Source organism: Luteimonas sp. TWI382, assembly GCF_039674545.1.
Taxonomy (GTDB): Bacteria; Pseudomonadota; Gammaproteobacteria; order Xanthomonadales; family Xanthomonadaceae; genus Luteimonas.
In genome coordinates, this window is the sequence record NZ_JBDJNS010000025.1 from 41,919 (window position 1) to 58,413 (window position 16,495).

The 16,495-nt window shown below is 68.6% G+C and carries 6 protein-coding genes and 1 tRNA gene; 6 read left to right on the forward strand and 1 reads right to left on the reverse strand.

Annotation, left to right across the window (positions count from 1 at the left end; genetic code table 11):
• Positions 1-83: 83 nt before the first annotated feature.
• The 5 genes from queC to ABE505_RS14030 all read left to right on the forward strand — a co-directional run bounded on the left by queC (position 84) and on the right by ABE505_RS14030 (position 6,932).
• Complete coding sequence (gene queC / locus ABE505_RS14010) at positions 84-764, forward strand: 7-cyano-7-deazaguanine synthase QueC (protein ID WP_346441575.1); 681 nt, start codon at positions 84-86, stop codon at positions 762-764.
• Between the two features lie 212 nt (positions 765-976).
• Positions 977-1,150 carry a hypothetical protein gene (locus ABE505_RS14015; RefSeq protein WP_346441574.1) on the forward strand — a complete coding sequence of 58 codons (174 nt, stop codon included), beginning with the start codon at positions 977-979 and terminating at the stop codon, positions 1,148-1,150.
• A gap of 150 nt (positions 1,151-1,300) precedes the next feature.
• Positions 1,301-1,376, forward strand: a tRNA-Lys gene (locus ABE505_RS14020).
• Positions 1,377-1,681: 305 nt separating this feature from the next.
• Positions 1,682-6,115, forward strand: a complete 4,434-nt coding sequence (locus ABE505_RS14025; RefSeq protein WP_346441573.1) for a DEAD/DEAH box helicase — start codon at positions 1,682-1,684, stop codon at positions 6,113-6,115.
• An 82-nt stretch (positions 6,116-6,197) separates the two neighbouring features.
• Entirely contained in the window at positions 6,198-6,932 is a 735-nt protein-coding gene (locus ABE505_RS14030; protein ID WP_346441572.1) for a response regulator transcription factor, read from the forward strand.
• 736 nt (positions 6,933-7,668) lie between these two features.
• Here the strand turns inward: ABE505_RS14030 and ABE505_RS14035 are convergent.
• Positions 7,669-7,989 carry a hypothetical protein gene (locus ABE505_RS14035; protein ID WP_346458286.1) on the reverse strand — a complete coding sequence of 107 codons (321 nt, stop codon included), beginning with the start codon at positions 7,987-7,989 and terminating at the stop codon, positions 7,669-7,671.
• 1 nt (position 7,990) lies between these two features.
• Between ABE505_RS14035 and ABE505_RS14040 the strand changes: the two genes are divergently transcribed.
• The coding region (locus tag ABE505_RS14040) for an isopeptide-forming domain-containing fimbrial protein (RefSeq protein WP_346458287.1) at positions 7,991-16,495 on the forward strand (8,505 nt) is incomplete at its 3' end.

Sequence of the window (16,495 nt, forward strand, 5' to 3'; positions counted from 1 at the left end):
ACTGCGTTCCGTGCGAGGACCCGGCGCGTGGCGCTGTGGCTGCTAGGCTTCTCGATTCCTCGATTCCCCTCGTTTGCTCCCCCATGAAGAACGCCGTTGTCCTGTTGTCCGGAGGCATGGATTCCGCCGCCGTCGTCGCCATCGCCCGCGAGCAGGGCTTCGCGGTCCACGCGCTGAGCGTGCGTTACGGACAACGTCACACCTCCGAGCTCGACGCGGCCGCGCGCGTGGCGACTGCGCTGGGCGCGGTGGCCCATAAGACCGTCGACGTCGACCTGCGCGCGTTTGGCGGCTCGGCGCTGACCGACGACATCGAAGTTCCCGAGGCCGGCAGCGTGGGCATCCCGGTCACCTACGTGCCGGCCCGCAACACGATCATGCTGTCGCTGGCGCTGGGCTGGGCAGAAGTGATCGGCGCGGCCGACCTGTTCTGCGGCGTCAACGCGGTCGACTACTCGGGCTACCCGGACTGCCGGCCGGAGTTCGTCGCCGCGTTCGAACGGCTGGCCAACCTGGCGACCAAGGCAGGCGTCGAGGGGGCCGGCATCCGCGTTCACGCGCCGCTGCAGCACATGAGCAAGGCGGACATCGTCCGCGAAGGCCTGCGCCTGGGCGTGGACTTCGGGCTGACCGTCTCGTGCTACCGCGCCGATGCACAGGGCCACGCCTGCGGCCATTGCGACGCCTGCCGGCTGCGCGCCGATGGCTTCGCCTCCGCGGGCGCGCCCGATCCGACGCACTACGTGCCGACCATCGCCGGCTGAGCCGGCATCGTTCGCGGGCGCCGGCTGGCCGGTCGGTGGCGCCTATTGCCCGCCGATCGCATGCGGACATCGCCCATATACGCGTGTGTCGCGCTCGCCCTGCGTGATATCGGGTGCACACCTGCGCGATCGCGCGCTCCAGGCGGCGCCGCGACGTGCCTGTCACGGCGCGTGCGTACCGTGGGCGTGGACTCCACACGCGGACACCACCGATGCCCCTGACCGACGACCAGTTGCGGATCCTGCGCGATATCGACGCCACCACGCCGATCACCGAGGCCGAGACCGACTGGGCCGTGCGTGCCGGCTATGCCGTCTTGGCCGAGGACGGGGACATCGACTTGACCGAGCAGGGGCGCGCGCTCGTCGGGGGCCCGCAGGCCTAACGGCGTGACTGGCCGCGCGCCGCTGCAGACGGCGGCCCCTGTCCGGTACAATGCGCCTCCGGCCTGTGCCGGTGCCGCCCAAGGGCGGCAGGCGTCCTCCGCCTCACTGGTGGCCAGGATGCGCTGACCGGGCGCATGCCGCCCGTCGATGGGTCGTTAGCTCAGTCGGTAGAGCATCGGACTTTTAATCCGCTGGTCGATGGTTCGAATCCATCACGACCCACCATTCCATCGACGGGAGCGCCAACACCGCAGGCGGCCGGATGTGCGCCGGCGATCCGCGCTTGCGCAATCCTGTGAGTCGATCCTGAAGGCGCTGCCTGGAATGGACGATGCGTAGCGTGCGCCTCAGCAACGCAATCGGAAGCGTGGTGCGCGGCGCGGATCAAGCAGGCTTTGGGCGCTGCATCGTGCAGGCGTGTGGTAGCCGCTGAACGCGGCGCGCAGCGCTGTTGAAGCCTGCATCCGGCGGTCGCATATCCGTAGCACTCTCGCGGGTGCAGCTCGCGCTGACTGGCGACGCCTTCGTCCATGCCCCTCGACACCCTCCATCCCGCCGTCGCGCAGTGGTTCGGCGACACGTTCGCGGTGCCGACGCCGGCGCAGGTCGCGGCGTGGCCGGCGATCGCGGCCGGGCACGATGTGCTGGTGTCGGCGCCGACGGGGTCGGGCAAGACGCTGACGGCATTCCTGGTCGCGATCGACGGGCTGGTACGCGAGGGCCTCGAGGCCGGCGGGACGCTGCCGGACACGACGCGGGTGGTCTATGTGTCGCCGCTCAAGGCGCTGTCGAACGACGTGCGCATCAACCTGGAGGCGCCGCTGGCCGGCATCGCTGCGGCGCTGACGGCGATGGGGCTGCCGGACGTCGGGATCCGCACGGCGGTACGCACCGGCGATACGCCGCAGGCCGAGCGTGCGCGGATGCGCCGGCGGCCGCCGCACATCCTGGTGACCACACCCGAGTCGCTGTACGTGTTGCTGGGCTCGGTGTCGGGGCGGGCGATGCTCGGGGACGTGCGCAGCGTGATCGTCGACGAGATCCATGCGGTGGCCGGCGACAAGCGCGGCAGCCATCTGACCTTGACGCTGGAACGGCTGCAGGCGCTGTGCGGCCGGCGGCTGCAGCGGGTCGGGTTGTCGGCGACGCAGACGCCGATCGGCACGGTGGCCCGGTTCCTGGTCGGTGAGCGCGGTGGGGACATCGCAGCAACTGCGCAGGCCCAGCCTAACTCGTCCCCGCATGCGGGGGAGGGCGAGGGCGCTGCCGGCACAGCGACGAGGGACAACAACGGCTGCACCATCGTCGAGGTCGGGCTGGACCGCTCGCGCGACCTGGCGCTCGAACTGCCGCCCACGCCACTGTCGGCGGTGCTGTCGAACGACCAGGCGATGCAGCTCTATCAGCGCATCGCAGAACTGACGCAGGCGCACCGGACCACGCTGGTGTTCGTCAATACGCGGCGCATGGCCGAGCGGGCGGCGCGTCACCTGGGTGAGCTGCTGGGCCGCGAGCGTGTGGCCGCGCACCACGGCAGCCTGGCGCGCGAAGCCAGGCTCGACGCCGAGCAGCGGCTCAAGCATGGCGAATTGACGGTGCTGGTAGCCACCGCGTCGCTGGAGCTGGGCATCGATATCGGCGATGTCGACCTGGTGTGCCAGATCGGCTCGCCGCGCTCGATTGCTGCGTTCCTGCAGCGTGCGGGCCGCTCACGGCATCAGGTCGGCGGTGTGCCGAAGGCGCGGCTGCTGGCGACCACGCGCGACGAACTGGTCGAGTGCGCGGCCTTGCTCGACTGCGTGCGCCGCGGCGAACTCGACGCAGTGCGTATCCCGCCGGCGCCGCTCGACGTGCTGGCGCAGCAGATCGTCGCCGAAACCGCGATGCAGGATTGGGACGAGGACGCGCTGTTCGCGCTGGTGCGTCGGGCGTGGCCGTATCGGGACCTGGCGCGCGTGGACTTCGATGCGGTCGTGCGCATGCTGGCCGAGGGCTTCGTTGGCCGCCACGGGCCGCGCGCCGGCCACGTCCATCGCGACGCGGTGCATCGCCGGCTGCGGGGGCGCAAGGGGGCACGCATGGTCGCGACGATGTCCGGCGGCACGATTCCCGACACCGGCGACTACACGGTGCTGCTCGAACCCGAGTCGCAGTCGATCGGCACCGTCATCGAGGATTTCGCGGTCGAGAGCTTGACCGGTGACGTGTTCCAGCTGGGCAATGCCAGCTACCGGATTTTGCGGGTGGAGGCGGGGCGGCTGCGCGTGGAGGATGCGCAGGGCCTGCCGCCGAACATCCCGTTCTGGATCGGCGAGGCGCCCAGGCGTACGGACGCGTTGTCGGCGGGCGTGGCGCGGCTGCGTGCGCAGGTCGAGGCCCTGCTCGATGCACCGGGCGCGGGATCCGGCCATCTGCGTGCCCACGCCTGGCTGCAGGACGAGGCGGGCGTGTCGGTCGAGGCAGCCACGCAACTGGTCAATTATCTGGGCCGTGCACGCGATGCGCTCGGGGCGCTGCCGACGCAGTCGTGCCTGGTGCTCGAGCGCTTCTTCGACGCCACTGGCGGCACCCAACTGGTGCTGCATGCGCCGTTCGGCAGCCGCATCAACCGCGCATGGGGCCTGGCACTGCGCAAGCGCTTCTGCCGCAAGTTCAATTTCGAACTGCAGGCGGCAGCGACTGAGGATGCGATCGTGCTGTCGCTCTCGACCAGCCACAGCTTCCCGCTGGCCGAAGTCATGGACTATCTGCGCGCGGCGACTGCGCGCGAGGTGCTGGTGCAGGCCCTGCTCGACGCGCCGTTGTTTGGCGTGCGCTGGCGCTGGAATGCGACCACCGCGCTCGCGCTGCCGCGCTTTACCGGCGGCCGCAAGGTCGCGCCGCAACTGCAGCGGATGAAGAGCGAGGACTTGCTCGCGGCAGTGTTCCCCGACCAGGTCGCGTGCCTGGAGAACATCGTCGGCGAGCGCGAGATTCCCGACCACCCGCTGGTCGCGCAGACGCTGTACGACTGCCTGGAGGTCGCAATGGACGCGTCCGGCTGGCTGGCCGTGCTCCGCGGTGTCGAGGCGGGCCGGATCGAGGTGCTCGCGCGGGAGTTGACCGCGCCGTCGCCGCTGGCCGCCGAGGCGATCAACGCGCGCCCCTATGCCTTTCTCGATGATGCGCCCCTCGAGGAACGCCGGACCCAGGCGGTGCAGCAGCGCGATTGGTGCGATCCGGCCGCGACGGACGACCTCGGGCGGCTCGACCCCGCGGCGATCGCGCGGGTGCGCGACGAGGCGTGGCCGGACGCGGTGACGCCGGACGAAATGCACGATGCGCTGATGATGCTCGGTGCCATCGCCGAGGATGAGGCGGCGGCCGTCGCGCATTGGCCAGCGCTGCTTGCCGCACTGGCCGGCGATGCGCGCGCAACGCGCGTGCCCGTGGGCGGCGAGGCTGCGGTCTGGGTTGCGGTCGAGCGACTGCCGCTGCTACGCGCGTTGCATCCTGACGCCGCGGTCCAGCCTGACGTCACGGTGCCGGTGGAGTACGCGGTGGCGTGGACGCGCGAGGCCGCGCTGCTGGAACTGGTCCGCGCCCGTCTGGGTGGGCTCGGGCCGGTGACGGCCGAGGCATTGGCCGCACCGCTCGGCCTGGCCGCGTCAGCGGTGTTGCCGACGCTGCACGCCCTCGAGCACGAGGGCACCGTCATGCAGGGCTGGTTCTGCGGCGACGCCGCCGGGCCGCTCGAGTGGTGCGAGCGCGGGCTCTTGGCCCGCATCCATCGCGAGACGCTGGGTCGCCTGCGTCGCGAGATCGAGCCGGTGCCGGTGGCTGACTACGTGCGCTTTCTGTGCGACTGGCAACGCGTGTCGCGGAGCGGGCGCGTGCGCGGTGCCGAGGCCTTACCCGGCGTGCTGGCGCAGCTCGAAGGCTACGAAGCGCCCGCGGCGGCATGGGAGGCGGATCTGTTGCCGGCACGGGTGCCGGACTTCTCGCCCGGTTGGCTCGATGCGCTGTGCAGCACTGGGCGTTTGGCATGGCTGCGTCTGCGGCCGCGTGCCGGCGAAGGGAGCGGCGGCCACCTGCGCCAGATCCCGATCGCGCTGCTGCCGCGGCCGGATGTCCCGCGCTGGATGCGCCTGGCGCCGGCGCCGGGTGAGGCGGCGGCGTTGTCTTCGCGCGCGCGTCGGGTCGACGAGGTGCTGGCGCGGGATGGCGCGTCGTTCTTCGACGACCTGCAGGCGCACACGCGCCTGCTGCAGACCGAGTTGGAGGACGGGCTGTCTGAACTGGTCGCCGCCGGGCGTGCGCACTGCGACAGTTTCGCGGGACTGCGCGCGTTGCTGGTGCCACCCTCGCGTCGGCCGGCCACTGGCGGGCGACGGCGTGGGAGGCCGTTGGTCGGCATCGCCGATGCCGGGCGCTGGAGCCAGCCCAGGCGCGGCGAAGACGGCCCCGACGCCGACGATCTGGAGCACATCGCGCGCGTGCTGCTGCGGCGTTACGGCGTGGTCTGCAGGCGGATCCTCGATCGTGAACCCGACTGGCTGCCGCCGTGGCGCGAGCTGGTGCGGGTCTATCGCCGGCTCGAAGCCCGTGGCGAGATCCGCGGCGGCCGTTTCGTGGCCGGGCTGTCGGGCGAGCAGTACGCGCTGCCCGAAGCCGTGGGGCTGTTGCGCGCGGTCCGCGCGCGACCTGCGGATGGTGAACTGATTTGCGTGGGCGCGTCCGACCCGTTGAATCTCGCCGGGACGCTGCTGCCCGGCGAGCGGGTGCCCCGGCAGCCGGGCGCGCGACTGGTTCTGCGCGATGGGCGCGTGGTCGCCAGCCGGGTGGCGGATCGCTGCAGTGTCGACGATGCGCTCTCGGCCGAAGAGGCGGCCGCGGCAAAGGCGCTGCTCCAGCGTTCCGGGGCAGTGCCGCGTCACGGACACGGCCGGTATGGCGCGGCTGCGCCTAGTGATCGCGCTGGGTGACGGCGTCGGGATTAGCGCTCAGCGGGGGTTTGCTATCGTTGTCGAATGACCCGCGGGGAGAGGCGCCCGCTTCGAAAATGGGATGCATGGCGTGAACGGGGCGGCGGTAGAGCGTGTCAGTGTCGCGGTGGTCGAGGACGACGACGAACTGCGTGACGAGATTCTGGTACCCCTGCTGCGTGCGGCCGGGTTCGAGGCGACCGGCATGCCCGGCGCGCTGGCGCTGTACCGCGATCTGGTGGCCGGCCGCTATGACCTGGTGCTGCTCGATGTTGGCCTGCCGGACGAGGACGGCTTCGCGATCGCCCGCCATCTGCGCGAGGCTGCGCCCACGATCGGGCTGGTGATGCTGACCGGGTACGTGTCCAACGGCGATCGGCTGCGTGGTCTGGAAGCCGGCGTCGATGCGTATCTGACCAAGCCGGTCGAGGCCAGCGCGTTGATCGCCACGCTACGCAATCTCGCGCGTCGCATCGTGGCCTCCGATGGCGGCCAAAGCAGCGAGCTGGGCGAGGAGCTCGACAGCGAAGCGGGTTGGCGGCTCGACGAGCGCGGGTGGAACATCCTGTTGCCCGATGGTCGTGCGGTCGAACTCACGCTCGCCGAACAACAAGTCATGCGCCGGCTTGCCGGCTCGCCGGGACAGCCGGTCCGTCGCGAGGATCTGATCGCCGGACTCGTGGACGATGTGCACGAGTTCGATCCGCACCGGCTGGAGATGTTGGTCTACAGGCTCCGGCGAAAGTGCCAGGACAGTACCGGGGTGGCGCTGCCACTGCGCTCGGTCCGCGGCGTGGGTTACGTGTTGACCTGGTGATGGTGGCGCTGGCGGTCTGACGCGAGGGCGTGCCTGGCGTGGGCCAGCCGATGTCGGCATTTTCGGCCGCGGGACACTGGATCGTTCCTGGCGTCCGAACCGGGGCGAGGGGCGGGCTCGGCAATCCCCAATGCGATCGAGCGCGCGCAGCCTCGATGCGCACGAATTGCAAGAGACACTCGAACGACAGAGCGTCGGCAGTGAGTCTGCGCCGGCGCCGGCCCGATGCCGCCCGCAGCGGCTGTGCTTCTCTGCGTGCAGTCTCTCGGGATCACAGCATCGGGCGCGAGGGCCTACGAGCCGCAGCGCCCTACCGCATCGGCCGTACACAAGGCGAAGCTGCCATCTTCCTGCTGCCAGGGACGGGTCGACTCCGATGTCGGCGGGGCCTAAAACGCATTTGCCGCGCTCGAAGCGTCGCCGCCTTGTTTTGAGTTGAGGGCGGAATCGCATGCCGCCTGGATCTCAACATGGGCCTGTGGCGGTAACGCCGAACACAGATCGCTCTTTTACTTGGTACTGCGTTGGGTCGGCAGCGCGCACGAACTGGGTAAATAGGCCGACTTTCCCGTTTCAGCAAGTCGGTCATCGCGTGCTGAATGCGGGTTATTTATCTCACCGTTTCTCTCATTCGCTAACATATAGAGAGATATAAAATCTGTGATTGACGTCCGATTTTTGCACACATAAGATGCCGTCCCGCTCGACGATGGTTCTTTTTCGTGCGGGTGGCATCTCACGCGATGGGGAAGTTTCTTTCTGAACGACGAGCTCGATCGAGCTCGTTGTCGCGCGGCTGGATGTCATTCAAGGAAATGCGGGTCCGTCGATCTCGGGCCATGGCAGGTTTTTCGGGGGATTGCGGGATGCTGTTGAACAACATCCGGGCGGCCGCAGCGGCCGCGGGCGGTACGGTATTGGCCTGTCTTCTGGGATTGGCGGGAGCGTCTCCGGCGTTCGCCCAGTCGACGTCCGTGACCAACGTCGCGACCGTCACCGCGCCTCCGGGTACGAACGACATCGATCTCGCCAACAACACCGCGAGCGCGACGGTCACCGTGGCGCGTCCGGTCGTTGAGGTCGTCAAGAGCGCCGACCCCGTCGCCGGCTCTACGGTGACCGCAGGGCAGGTCATCACGTACACGTTAAGCGTGCGTGTGGCGGAAGCCGCCACCCTGTCCGACGTCGTGTTGAACGACACGCTCAGCGCGGGCCTGATCTTCGGCGCGGTGACCAGCGCCGGTGACTTCGTCGAGGGCGGTAGCGGCAACGCCCGCACCTTCACTCTGCCGGCCGGGACGGCGCCGGGCGACTACAACGTCGTCTACACCGCCACCGTCGGCGCGGATGCGCAGACGTCGGTCGGGAATGCGGTGGTCGCCACGGGCGGTGGCGATCCGGACAATCCGGATGCCCCGTCGCCGACTTGCACGAGCTGCACCACCGAACATCCGTTGGCCTCGGTCGTGACGGTGACGAAGGCCTCCGACCCGGCGTCGGGTAGCCAGGTGTCGCCTGGTGACACGTTGACCTACACGGTGAGCGCAACGGTTGCCAGTGCGGCGACCACCGAAGTGCTGACGCTGGCCGACACGCTCGGCACGGGTCTGACCTTTGGCGCCGTCACCGACGCGGGTGCGTTTGTCTGCACCGGTGCGCTGACCTGCACGCTGCCTGCGGGCACTTTGCCGGGCACCTACACGCTGACCTACACCGCAACCGTCAATGCGGATGCGACGGGCAGCGTCGGCAACGTCGTCGTAGCCAGTAACCCGGCTGGCGGCAACGATCCCGATCCGGTCTGCACGACCTGCGAGACCGAGCATCCGGTTGTCGCGACCTCGATCACGGTGGCCAAGACCTCCAACCCGGCGTCCGGCAGCGAGGTGTCGCCTGGCGACACGCTGACCTACACGCTGACGGCGACGGTCGCGAACTCGGCCACCACTGAAGTGCTGACGCTGAGCGATACGCTCGGGGCGGGTCTGACGTTCGGTTCGGTGACCGATGCGGGTGCGTTCGCCTGCACCGGCACGCTCACCTGCACGCTGCCGGCGGGCACCTTGCCGGGCACCTACACGCTGACCTATACCGCAACCGTCAATGCGGATGCGACGGGCAGCGTCGGCAACGTCGTCGTAGCCAGCAACCCGGCTGGCGGCAACGATCCCGATCCGGTCTGCACGACCTGCGAGACCGAGCATCCGGTCGTTGCGACGTCGATCACGGTGAGCAAGAGCTCCAACCCCGCCTCGGGTAGCGAAGTCGCACCTGGCGACACGCTGACCTATACGCTGACGGCGACGGTCGCCAATTCGGCGACGACTGAGGTTCTCACGCTGAGCGATACGCTCGGCACGGGCCTAACCTTTGGGTCGGTCACCGATGCCGGCGCGTTCGCCTGCACCGGTGCACTGACCTGCACGCTGCCTGCCGGCACGCTGCCGGGTGTCTACACGCTGACCTACACCGCGACTGTCAATGCGGATGCGACCGGAAGCGTCGGTAACGTCGTCGTAGCCAGTAACCCGGCTGGCGGCAACGATCCCGAGCCGGTCTGCACCTCCTGCGAGACCGAGCATCCGGTCGTTGCGACCTCGATCACCGTGGCGAAGACCTCGAATCCGGCGACAGGTAGCGAAGTGTCGCCCGGCGACACGCTGACCTACACGCTGACCGCGACGGTCGCCAACTCGGCGACGACCGAGGTACTGACGCTTGCCGATACGCTGGGCGCAGGCCTGACCTTCGGGTCCGTCACCGATGCGGGTGCATTCGCCTGCACCGGTGCGCTGACCTGCACGCTGCCGGCGGGCACGCTGCCGGGCACGTACTCGCTGACCTACACCGCGACCGTCAATGCGGATGCGACCGGTGCGGTGGGCAACGTTGTCGTGGCCAGTAACCCGGCTGGTGGCAACGATCCTGATCCGGTGTGCACCACCTGCGAGACCGAACATCCGGTCGTCGCGACGTCGATCACGGTGAGCAAGACCTCGAACCCCGCATCGGGCAGCGAGGTGTCGCCTGGCGACACGTTGACCTACACGCTGACGGCGACGGTCGCGAACTCGGCGACGACCGAAGTGCTGACGCTTGCCGACACGCTGGGCGCAGGCCTGACCTTTGGGTCGGTGACGGATGCGGGCGCGTTCGCCTGCACCGGTGCGCTCACCTGCACGCTGCCGGCCGGTACCTTGCCGGGCATCTATACGCTGACCTACACGGCCACGGTGGACGCCGCCGCGACGGGCAGCGTCGGTAACGTCGTCGTGGCCAGTAACCCGGCCGGTGGCAACGATCCCGATCCGGTGTGCACGACCTGCGAAACCGAGCATCCGGTCGTTGCGACGTCGATCACCGTGGCCAAGACCTCGAACCCGGCCTCGGGCAGTGAGGTGTCGCCTGGTGACACGCTGACCTACACGCTGACCGCGACGGTCGCCAACTCGGCGACGACCGAGGTACTGACGCTTGCCGATACGCTGGGCGCAGGTCTGACCTTTGGTGCGGTCACCGATGCCGGCGCGTTCGCCTGCACTGGTGCACTGACCTGCACGCTGCCTGCCGGCACGCTGCCGGGTGTGTACACGCTGACCTACACCGCGACCGTCAACGCGGATGCGACCGGAAGCGTCGGTAACGTCGTCGTAGCCAGTAACCCGCCCGGCGGCAACGACCCCGAGCCCGTGTGCACGACCTGCGAGACCGAGCATCCGGTCGTCGCCACGTCGATCACGGTGAGCAAGAGCTCCAACCCGGCTTCTGGTAGTGAGGTGTCGCCTGGCGACACGCTGACCTACACGCTGACCGCGACGATCGCCAACTCGGCGACGACCGAAGTGCTGACGCTCGCCGACACACTCGGTGCAGGTTTGACCTTCGGTGCCGTCACCGATGCGGGTGCATTCGCCTGCACCGGCGCACTGACCTGCACGCTGCCTGCCGGCACGCTGCCGGGCACCTACACGCTGACCTATACGGCCACGGTGGACGCCGCGGCAACGGGTAGCGTCGGTAACGTCGTCGTGGCGACCACGCCGCCGGGCGGTAACGACCCCGATCCGGTGTGCACGACCTGCGAGACCGAACATCCGGTCGTTGCGACGTCGATCACGGTGACCAAGACCTCGAGCCCGGCCTCGGGGAGCGAAGTCGCACCTGGCGACACGCTGACCTACACGCTGACGGCGACGGTCGCGAACTCGGCGACGACCGAAGTGCTGACGCTTGCCGACACACTCGGTGCAGGTTTGACCTTTGGTGCCGTCACGGACGCGGGTGCGTTTGCTTGCACGGGCGCGCTGGCCTGCACGTTGCCTGCGGGCACGCTGCCGGGTACTTACACGCTGACCTACACCGCGACCGTCAATGCGGATGCGACGGGCAGCGTCGGTAACGTCGTCGTGGCCAGTAACCCGGCTGGCGGCAACGATCCCGATCCGGTGTGCACGACCTGCGAGACCGAGCATCCGGTCGTTGCGACGTCGATCACGGTAAGCAAAAGCTCCAACCCGGCTTCTGGTAGTGAGGTGTCGCCGGGCGACACGCTGACCTACACGCTGACGGCGACGGTCGCGAACTCGGCCACCACTGAAGTGCTGACGCTGAGCGATACGCTCGGGGCGGGTCTGACGTTCGGTTCGGTGACCGATGCGGGTGCGTTCGCCTGCACCGGCACGCTCACCTGCACGCTGCCGGCGGGCACCTTGCCGGGCACCTACACGCTGACCTACACCGCAACCGTCAATGCGGATGCGACCGGCAGCGTCGGCAACGTCGTGGTGGCGAGCACGCCCCCAGGTGGTAACGACCCTGAGCCGATCTGCACCACGTGCGAGACCGAACACCCGGTCGTCGCGACGTCGATCACGGTGAGCAAGACCTCGAACCCGGCGTCGGGTAGCGAGGTGTCGCCTGGCGACACGCTGACCTACACGCTGACCGCGACGGTGGCGAACTCGGCGACGACCGAAGTACTGACGCTGGCCGACACGCTGGGCGCAGGCCTGACCTTCGGGTCCGTGACCGATGCGGGCGCGTTCGCCTGCACCGGTGCGCTGACCTGCACGCTGCCGGCGGGCACCTTGCCGGGTGTCTACACGCTGACCTACACCGCGACTGTCAATGCGGATGCGACCGGAAGCGTCGGTAACGTTGTCGTAGCCAGTAACCCGGCTGGCGGCAACGATCCCGATCCGGTGTGCACCACCTGCGAGACCGAGCATCCGGTTGTCGCGACCTCGATCACGGTGAGCAAGGCCTCCAACCCGGCCTCGGGGAGCGAGGTGTCGCCTGGTGACACGCTGACCTACACGCTGACGGCGACGGTCGCCAATTCGGCGACGACCGAAGTGCTGACGCTTGCCGATACCCTTGGCGCAGGTCTGACCTTTGGTGCGGTCACCGATGCCGGCGCATTCGCCTGCACCGGTGCGCTGACCTGCACGCTGCCGGCGGGCACGCTGCCGGGCACGTACTCGCTGACCTACACCGCGACTGTCAATGCGGATGCGACGGGCACGCTGGGTAACGTTGTGGTGGCGACCACGCCGCCCGGCGGCAACGACCCCGATCCGGTGTGCACCACCTGCGAGACCGAACATCCGGTCGTTGCGACGTCGATCACGGTGAGCAAGGCCTCGAACCCGGCCTCGGGGAGCGAGGTGTCGCCTGGTGACACGCTGACCTACACGCTGACGGCGACGGTTGCGAACTCGGCCACGACCGAAGTGTTGACGCTCGCCGATACGCTGGGCGCAGGCCTGACGTTCGGTTCGGTGACCGATGCGGGTGCCTTCGCTTGCACGGGCGCGCTGACCTGCACGCTGCCTGCCGGCACGCTGCCGGGTACTTACACGCTGACCTACACGGCCACGGTGGACGCCGCCGCGACGGGCAGCGTCGGCAACGTTGTCGTGGCCAGTAACCCGGCCGGTGGCAACGATCCCGATCCGGTGTGCACGACCTGCGAGACTGAACATCCGGTTGTCGCGACGTCGATCACGGTGACCAAGGCCTCCAATCCGGCCTCCGGTAGTGAGGTGTCGCCTGGCGACACGCTGACCTACACGCTGACGGCGATGGTTGCGAATTCGGCGACGACCGAAGTGCTGACGCTCGCCGACACCCTTGGCGCAGGTCTGACCTTTGGCGCCGTCACCGATGCGGGTGCATTCGCCTGCACCGGCGCACTGACCTGCACGCTGCCGGCGGGCACGCTGCCGGGCACCTACACGCTGACCTACACCGCGACTGTCAATGCGGATGCGACGGGCAGCGTCGGTAACGTCGTCGTGGCCAGTAATCCGGCTGGCGGCAACGATCCCGATCCGGTGTGCACGACCTGCGAGACCGAACATCCTGTCGTCGCGACCTCGATCACCGTGAGCAAGAGCTCGAACCCGACCTCGGGTAGTGAGGTGTCGCCTGGCGACACATTGACCTACACGCTGACGGCGACGGTCGCGAACTCGGCGACGACCGAAGTGCTGACGCTCGCCGATACGCTCGGCACGGGTCTAACCTTTGGCGCCGTCACCGATGCGGGTGCATTCGCCTGCACCGGCGCACTGACCTGCACGCTGCCTGCCGGCACGCTGCCGGGCACCTACACGCTGACCTACACCGCAACCGTCAATGCGGATGCGACCGGCACGCTGGGCAACGTCGTGGTCGCGAGCACGACGCCCGGCGGCAATGACCCCGAGCCGGTGTGCACCACGTGCGAAACCGAGCATCCGGTGGTCGCGACGTCGATCACGGTGGCCAAGGCCTCCAACCCGGCCTCGGGCAGCGAGGTGTCGCCTGGCGACACGCTGACCTACACGCTGACCGCGACGGTCGCGAACTCGGCCACGACCGAAGTGTTGACGCTCGCCGATACGCTGGGCGCAGGCCTGACGTTCGGTTCGGTGACCGATGCGGGCGCATTCGCCTGCACCGGCGCACTGACCTGCACGCTGCCGGCGGGCACGCTGCCGGGCACGTACTCGCTGACCTACACCGCGACCGTCAATGCGGATGCGACCGGAAGCGTCGGTAACGTCGTCGTGGCCAGTAACCCGGCTGGCGGCAACGATCCCGATCCGGTCTGCACGACCTGCGAGACCGAACATCCGGTCGTCGCCACGTCGATCACGGTGAGCAAGACCTCCAACCCGGCGTCGGGTAGCGAGGTGTCGCCTGGCGACACATTGACCTACACGCTGACGGCGACGGTCGCGAACTCGGCCACCACTGAAGTGCTGACGCTGAGCGATACGCTCGGGGCGGGTCTGACGTTCGGTTCGGTGACCGATGCGGGTGCGTTCGCCTGCACCGGCACGCTCACCTGCACGTTGCCGGCGGGCACGCTGCCGGGTACCTACACGCTGACCTACACCGCGACTGTCAATGCGGATGCGACCGGAAGCGTCGGTAACGTCGTCGTAGCCAGTAACCCGGCTGGCGGCAACGATCCCGAGCCGGTCTGCACCTCCTGTGAGACCGAGCATCCGGTCGTTGCGACGTCGATCACGGTGAGCAAGACCTCGAACCCGGCGTCGGGTAGCGAAGTGTCCCCTGGCGACACGCTGACCTACACGCTGACGGCGACGGTCGCGAATTCGGCGACGACCGAAGTGCTGACGCTGGCCGACACGCTGAGCGCAGGTCTGACCTTTGGTGCGGTCACCGATGCGGGTGCATTCGCCTGCACCGGTGCACTGACCTGCACGCTGCCTGCGGGCACCTTGCCGGGTGTCTACACGCTGACCTACACCGCGACCGTCAATGCGGACGCGACCGGCACGTTGGGCAACGTCGTGGTCGCGAGCACGCCGCCCGGCGGCAATGACCCCGATCCGGTCTGCACGACCTGCGAGACCGAGCATCCGGTTGTTGTGACGTCGATCACGGTGTCCAAGACCTCCAACCCGGCCTCGGGCAGCGAAGTGTCCCCTGGCGACACGCTGACCTACACGCTGACGGCGACGGTCGCGAACTCGGCGACGACCGAAGTACTGACGCTGGCCGACACGCTGGGCGCAGGCCTGACCTTCGGGTCCGTGACCGATGCGGGCGCGTTCGCCTGCACCGGTGCGCTGACCTGCACGCTGCCGGCGGGCACCTTGCCGGGTGTCTACACGCTGACCTACACCGCGACTGTCAATGCGGATGCGACCGGAAGCGTCGGTAACGTTGTCGTAGCCAGTAACCCGGCTGGCGGCAACGATCCCGATCCGGTGTGCACGACCTGCGAGACCGAGCATCCGGTCGTCGCGACGTCGATCACGGTGGCCAAGACCTCCAACCCGGCCTCGGGCAGCGAAGTGTCCCCTGGCGACACGCTGACCTACACGCTGACGGCGACGGTCGCGAACTCGGCGACGACCGAAGTGCTGACCCTGGCCGACACGCTAGGCACCGGCCTGACCTTCGGTGCCGTCACCGACGCGGGCGCGTTTGCCTGCACCGGTGCACTGACCTGCACGCTGCCTGCCGGCACGCTGCCGGGTGTCTACACGCTGACCTACACCGCGACCGTCAATGCGGATGCGACGGGCAGCGTTGGCAACGTTGTCGTGGCCAGTAACCCGGCTGGTGGCAACGATCCCGATCCGGTGTGCACGACCTGCGAAACCGAGCATCCGGTCGTTGCGACCTCGATCACCGTGGCCAAGACCTCGAACCCGGCGTCCGGCAGCGAGGTGTCGCCTGGCGACACGCTGACCTACACGCTGACGGCGACGGTTGCGAATTCGGCCACGACCGAAGTGCTGACGCTCGCCGACACACTGGGCACCGGCCTGACCTTTGGGTCGGTGACGGATGCGGGCGCGTTTGCCTGCACCGGCGCGCTGTCCTGCACGCTGCCTGCCGGCACTTTGCCGGGCACCTACACGCTGACCTACACCGCGACCGTCGATGCGGATGCGACCGGCAGCGTCGGCAACGTCGTCGTGGCCAGTAACCCGGCTGGTGGCAACGATCCCGATCCGGTGTGCACGACCTGCGAAACCGAGCATCCGGTCGTTGCGACCTCGATCACGGTGACCAAGACCTCGAACCCGGCCTCGGGGAGCGAAGTCGCACCTGGCGACACGCTGACCTATACGCTGACCGCGACGGTCGCGAACTCGGCGACGACCGAAGTGCTGACGCTCGCCGACACACTGGGCACCGGCCTGACCTTCGGGTCGGTGACGGATGCGGGCGTGTTCGCCTGCACCGGTGCGCTGACCTGCACGCTGCCGGCCGGCACGCTGCCGGGCACCTACACGCTGACCTACACCGCGACTGTCAATGCGGATGCGACGGGCAGCGTTGGCAACGTCGTGGTGGCCAGTAACCCGGCAGGTGGCAACGACCCCGAGCCCGTGTGCACCACGTGCGAGACCGAGCATCCGGTCGTTGCGACGTCGATCACGGTGAGCAAGACCTCCAACCCGGCCTCCGGTAGTGAGGTGTCGCCTGGCGACACGCTGACCTACACGCTGACGGCGACGGTCGCGAACTCGGCGACGACCGAAGTGCTGACGCTTGCCGACACACTCGGTGCAGGTTTGACCTTTGGTGCCGTC

Coding starts and splice junctions, on each gene's coding strand:
- queC (WP_346441575.1), top strand. CDS start 84: ATGAAGAACGCCGTTGTCCTGTTGTCCGGAGGCATGGATTCCGCCGCC.
- ABE505_RS14025 (WP_346441573.1), top strand. CDS start 1,682: ATGCCCCTCGACACCCTCCATCCCGCCGTCGCGCAGTGGTTCGGCGAC.
- ABE505_RS14030 (WP_346441572.1), top strand. CDS start 6,198: ATGCATGGCGTGAACGGGGCGGCGGTAGAGCGTGTCAGTGTCGCGGTG.
- ABE505_RS14015 (WP_346441574.1), top strand. CDS start 977: ATGCCCCTGACCGACGACCAGTTGCGGATCCTGCGCGATATCGACGCC.